At 74.8% G+C, this 5,129-nt stretch carries 5 protein-coding genes and 1 pseudogene; all 6 read right to left on the bottom strand.

Going from position 1 to position 5,129, the window contains the following annotated elements; genetic code table 11:
• Nucleotides 1–231: 231 nt before the first annotated feature.
• Nucleotides 232–711: an MSMEG_6728 family protein gene (locus L1885_RS23290; RefSeq protein ID WP_235799130.1), complete on the bottom strand. Its 480-nt coding sequence runs from the start codon at nucleotides 709–711 to the stop codon at nucleotides 232–234.
• 197 nt (nucleotides 712–908) lie between these two features.
• Complete coding sequence (locus tag L1885_RS23285) at nucleotides 909–1,427, bottom strand: lytic polysaccharide monooxygenase auxiliary activity family 9 protein (protein ID WP_235799129.1); 519 nt, start codon at nucleotides 1,425–1,427, stop codon at nucleotides 909–911.
• Between the two features lie 282 nt (nucleotides 1,428–1,709).
• Nucleotides 1,710–2,534, bottom strand: a complete 825-nt coding sequence (locus tag L1885_RS23280; RefSeq protein WP_235799128.1) for a 3-hydroxybutyrate dehydrogenase — start codon at nucleotides 2,532–2,534, stop codon at nucleotides 1,710–1,712.
• Nucleotides 2,535–2,634: 100 nt separating this feature from the next.
• On the bottom strand, nucleotides 2,635–3,114 hold the full coding sequence (locus L1885_RS23275; protein ID WP_235799127.1) for an NUDIX hydrolase: 480 nt from the start codon (nucleotides 3,112–3,114) through the stop codon (nucleotides 2,635–2,637).
• Nucleotides 3,115–3,131: 17 nt separating this feature from the next.
• Entirely contained in the window at nucleotides 3,132–4,796 is a 1,665-nt protein-coding gene (lnt, locus tag L1885_RS23270; RefSeq protein WP_235799131.1) for an apolipoprotein N-acyltransferase, read from the bottom strand.
• 222 nt (nucleotides 4,797–5,018) lie between these two features.
• A pseudogene (locus tag L1885_RS29000) lies at nucleotides 5,019–5,117 on the bottom strand (diguanylate cyclase domain-containing protein); the annotation flags it as partial.
• Nucleotides 5,118–5,129 lie beyond the last annotated feature (12 nt).

Here is a 5,129-nt window from a genome sequence, read left to right as displayed (position 1 = left end):
CGGGCGGTGCAGAGGCGCGCGCTGAGGCCCCGGCCGCGGGCGAAGGCGGAGGGCCCGGCTTGCGGGCGGGGGCGGGCGCCGGCTCCAGTGCTCCGGCGCACGCCCCCGTCCTGGGTGCACGGCGTGCTCGCCCCGAGCCGGTCGTCACTGCCGAGCCGTGCGTAGGCGCGCCTGCCCCCGTTCCCGGCGGCGCAACTGCTCCGTGCGGGTGATCCCCCGGCCGACGCCCGCTCAGGGGGCGTCGCGGGGGTCGCGGTCGGACCGCGGCCAGACGTACGGCAGGCCGGACGGCACGTCCGGGAAACGGGGGCGGTAGTACGCGGGGTCCTTGGTGACGAGTGCGGAGCGGTGGCTGAGGTGGAACGCCTCGTCGCCCAGCCACGGGGGCAGTTCCCCCGCGGCGGCCAGCACGTCCGTGGCCCGCACCGGTGCGCCCGGCCGGTGCGCCGCGAAGCCGGCGGTGAGCTTGGTGGCGCACGTGTCGGCCCGCCCGCCCTCGGTCCACACCCGGCACACCTCCAGCCCGTAGCGGACCAGGGCCTCCTCGTACCCCGCCCACATGCGCACCGCCGGGTGGTGGCGCCAGCCGTGGCCTGGCACCGTCAGCCCCCGCAGCACCTGCAGCGCCTCGACCCGCTGCTTGCCCAGGCGCCGTGGGTCGAGGACGCCGGCACTGGCCGCGAAGCCGGGGCACGGCAGGAAGGTCTGCATGCTCCCATCCTGGGGGCCGTACGCGTCGCGGCAATCCGGACCGGGCGGCCGGCCGCGGTGCCGGCCGGCCTGGTGCCACCGCGGTCGCGGTGGGCCGCGGGCCGCGCGGCCCGCCTAGCCGCCCGCCGCCCGCTTCCCGCCGTCGGGCGCCAGGCAGCGGGCAGCGGGCAGCGGGCCTGAGAGTGCGCCGCGCGCGGTCAGCCGACGTTCACGTCGATGCAGGTGTAGAAGGCGTTCGCGGTGTCGGCGATGTTCCACACCGCCAGGACCTTCTGCCTGCCCCGCAGGTTGCCGAAGTTCACCTGGTGGCTGACGGTCGCGCCGGGGACCTTGCCGTTGTCGTTGAACTCCGCGATCTTGCGGTCGCCGACGAAGTACTGCCAGGTGCTGGTCGCGTGGCGCGCCGTCAGGGTCCACATGAAGGTGGTGGTGGTCGCGACCTGCGTGGCGTGCCAGCCCTTGCTGTCGTCGTCGAGCTCGGCGAACCTGGCGTTGCCGCCGCTGCAGCTCTTGAGGCCCTTGGGGCCCTCGACGCTCTGCGGCTCGTACTTGATGTCGCCGCAGCTGACCGTTCCGGCGGCGCACTGCGCCTGCCGGCTGGGCGGGGTGGAGACGTAGCCGTGCGCGCTGGCCGTACCGGCCGGCAGGGCCACCGCGAGCACCGGCGCGATCACCGCGCCGGCCAGGGCGGCCTTGAGCTTGCTGCTTCCACGCATCGCGAACTCCTTCACCTGGCGCGCCGTCACGCGCTCGCGGACCGTGGGGGTGCCGCGGGACGCGGTGCGCACCTCTGGTCGAGTGTGGGGCCTTGGCTGTGCGAAGGACGCGGTACGGGGCCGCGCTCCGGCCCCCTGACGGGGCCTCGGCCAGCCGTACCGCTTGGCCTAGACCATACAGAATGGCGTGAGCACGTCAAGAGACCCGGCGGAAGCGCCGCGGGGGCGCCCCGCGGCGGTCGCGGCCCGGACGGGTCGGATCCTCCGGGGGCGATGGCCCGCTCAGTGCGCCGTCCAGCCCCCGTCGAGCGTCAGCGACGAGCCGGTGACGAAGGACGCCTGCGGGCCGCACAGGTAGGCGACCGCCTCCGCGACCTCCTCGGGCTCCAGCAGCCGCTTGAGCGCGGTGTCCGCGAGCATCACCTCGGTGACGACGCGCTCCGCGGGGATGCCGTGCGCCGCGGCCTGGTCGGCGATCTGCTTCTCCACGAGCGGGGTGCGCACGAAGGCGGGGTTCACGCAGTTGGAGGTCACACCGTGGGCGGCGCCCTCCAGCGCGGCCGTCTTCGACAGTCCCTCCAGGCCGTGCTTGGCCGCGACGTAGGCGGACTTGTACGGCGAGGCCCGCAGCCCGTGCACGGAGGAGATGTTGACGATGCGTCCCCAGCCCGACGCGTACATGTGCGGCAGCGCCCCCTTGATGAGCCGGAACGGCGCCTCCAGCATGACCGTGAGCACGGTGTGGAACACCTCGCCCGGGAAGTCCTCGATGGGCCGGACGAGTTGGATCCCCGCGTTGTTCACCAGGATGTCCACGCCGGCCCCGGCGCGCTCCGCCGCGTCGAGATCCGTGAGGTCCAGCACCTCGGTACGCAGGTCCCCGGCGCGGGCGGTCCCGGTGTCGGCGTCGTGGGCTGCGGCCAGTTCGGCGAGCGCGGCCGCGTCGCGGTCGAGCGCCCGTACGGACGCCCCGGCGGCCGCGAGCCGCAGCGCGCACGCCCGGCCGATCCCGCCGGCCGCGCCGGTCACCAGGGCCGTGCGGCCCCGCAGGTCGGGGCCGGAGGGATGCGGGACGGGGGCGGCGGCTGCCGCGTCGGTCTGCGTCATGGGCCCAGCGTAGTTGCGGGCCTTCCGGGCCCCCGGCCGCCGGTTCCCGCCGCCGGCCGGCCCCCGCTCCGCGCCGCGGGCCCTCCACCGGTGGGGTCCGTCAGCCGGTCGCCGGTTCGAACCAGGCCGGGGCGTCGGCGAGTGCCTGCTTGAGCCGGAAGACCGCGAAGTCCCGCAGCTCCGGCAGCGCGTCCACCTCGAACCAGCCCACCTCCAGGGACTCCTCGTCGTGGACGTGCGCCTCGCCGCCCACCGCCCGGCACAAGAACGTGATGTCCATGAACTGGCAGACGTCGCCGTTGGGATACGTGACCGGCCGGCGCATCGCGTGCACCGAGACGACGCGCTCCGCGCGGCAGTGCACGCCCGTCTCCTCGTACACCTCCCGGACGGCGGCCTCGGCGGGCTGCTCGCCGGGCTCGGGGATGCCGGCGATGAGCGCCCACTCGCCGTTGTCCGCGCGGCGCCCGAGCAGGACCCGTCCGTCGTCGTCGAGGACGACCGCGGTGACGCCGGGCAGCAGGAGCAGCTGGTGCCCCGCGTCCGCCCGGACGGCCTTGATGAAGTCAGGTGTTCCCATGCCGACCGACCCTACGTTCAGCGGGCCCCGGGCCGCGCGGGAACGGGCCGCGTCCCGGGAGCCGCGGCGCTCCCGTCCTCGCGCCGCGCCCGTACGGCACGGGTCAGCGCCAGGGCCGCGCCCGCGCCGCCGACGGCGACGAGCAGCCACTCGGGCAGGGAGCCGAGCCGGGTCGCGGGAGTCAGCGAGGTCCGCAGCGGGACCCGGGCCTCCAGGATCGCCGGGGTGAACATCCCGCTGTGCTGCACGATCGTGCCGTCCGGCCGGATGATGGCGCTGACGCCGCTGGTGGTGGGGACGACGACGGAGCGGCTGTGCTCCACCGCGCGCACCCGGTCCATCGCGAGCTGCTGGTAGGTCATCTGGCTGCGGTCGAAGGTCGCGTTGTTGCTGGGCACGGCGAGCATCTCGGCCCCCGCGACGACCGGGTCGCGCACATCGTTGTCGAAGGCCGCCTCGTAGCACGTGGCGAAGCCGACGCGGGTGCCCGCCATGGTGAAGACCCCGACCTTGGTGCCCGGCGAGAAGTCCTGGCTGACGAGGGCGGCGTCCTTGCTGAACTTCTCGGCGATCGACCGCATCGGCATGTACTCGCCGAACGGCTGGATGTGGCGCTTCTCGTACGTCGCGCCGGGGCCGCTCGTGGGGCTCCAGTCGATGAGTGTGTTGTACAGCTTGCTGTCGGGGCCCGGGTTCTGGACGAGGGTCCCGATCTCGGTGGGCACGCCGACCGCCTTGACCGCCGCGTCGATGGTCAGGCGGGCGCCCTCGTCGTGGAGCGGGTCGATGTCGGAGGAGTTCTCCGGCCACAGCACGAAATCGGGCTTGGGCCGCTTGCCGGCCTTGACCTCGGCGGCCAGCTTGAGCGTCTGCCGGGCGTGGTTGTCGAGCACGGCGGCGCGCTGGGAGTTGAAGTCGAGGCCCATGCGGGGCACGTTGCCCTGGATCGCGGCGACGGTCGCGGAGCCCTTCTCGGGGGCGTTCGAGACCAGCGGCAGCGCGGCGAAGGACGCGGCGAGGGGCGCGAGGACCGTGACGGCGGCCGCCGTCACCGCGCCGCGCGGCACGGTGCGGTGACGGCGGTACGCGACGGCCTGGCGGGCCGCCTCGGCGAGGCCGAAGCCGCACAGCACGACGGCGAAGCCCAGCAGGGGCGTGCCGCCGACGGCGGCCAGGGGCAGGAAGACGCCGTCCGGCTGGCCGAAGGCGACCTTGCCCCAGGAGAAGCCGCCGAACGGGAAGCGCGACCTGACCGCCTCCCCCGCGATCCACATGCCGGCCGCCCACAGCGGCCACACGGGCAGCCTGCTGACGGCCGCGATGCCCAGCCCGGCGAGACCCATGAAGACCGCCTCGGCGACGGCCAGCGCGATCCACGGGAAGGACCCCACCTCCACACTCGTCCACACCAGCAGCGGCAGCATGAAGGCGAGGCCGCCGAGGAGGCCGAGGACGAAACCGGCGCGCAGCCGGCGGCCGTGCAGGCTCCACCCGTACAGGGCGAGACCCGGCAGCGCGAGGAACCACAGGGGGCGGGGCGGGAAGCTCGCGTACAGCAGCAGGCCGCCCGCGACGGCGGCCGCGGGTCTGGCCAGCCGCGCCGGCAAGCGCGGCTTCGTGCGCCCGGGCGCCGCGGAGGGCTCGGGCTGCGGGGTCTGTACCGACGTCACGGTGGCGCTCACCTCGGCAGTGTACGGCGCGTAGTTGTGCCGGGCCCGGCCCGCCGCCGAGTGGCTCCCGGGATGCCCGGGACGGGAGAGGTCGTACTTGTGCACGATTCCTCCGCACGCCCTGCACAGGGCAGGGACGCAGCGGCTACGGTGACGCCAGTCTTTCGACGGGGGGTCGAGGGGTTGGTCACAACGGAACGTGGCGCCGCCGCGTCCGGGAGCCGTCCACAGGGCCAGGCGGAGCCCGGTTGCGCCGATCACGGCGTCACCGGCGGCGTGGCCGTGGTGGTCGTTGATCTGCTTGAAGTCGTCCAGGTCGACCAGGACCGCCACGGCCCCGGGCGA

The sequence above is a fragment of the Streptomyces fuscigenes genome, from assembly GCF_021556455.1.
Classification (GTDB): domain Bacteria; phylum Actinomycetota; class Actinomycetes; order Streptomycetales; family Streptomycetaceae; genus Streptomyces; species Streptomyces fuscigenes.
Note: the sequence above shows the minus strand (reverse complement) of the source record. Positions and strands in the feature narration are given on the sequence as shown.

Coding starts and splice junctions, on each gene's coding strand:
- L1885_RS23290 (WP_235799130.1), bottom strand. CDS start 711: ATGCAGACCTTCCTGCCGTGCCCCGGCTTCGCGGCCAGTGCCGGCGTC.
- L1885_RS23285 (WP_235799129.1), bottom strand. CDS start 1,427: ATGCGTGGAAGCAGCAAGCTCAAGGCCGCCCTGGCCGGCGCGGTGATC.
- L1885_RS23280 (WP_235799128.1), bottom strand. CDS start 2,534: ATGACGCAGACCGACGCGGCAGCCGCCGCCCCCGTCCCGCATCCCTCC.
- L1885_RS23275 (WP_235799127.1), bottom strand. CDS start 3,114: ATGGGAACACCTGACTTCATCAAGGCCGTCCGGGCGGACGCGGGGCAC.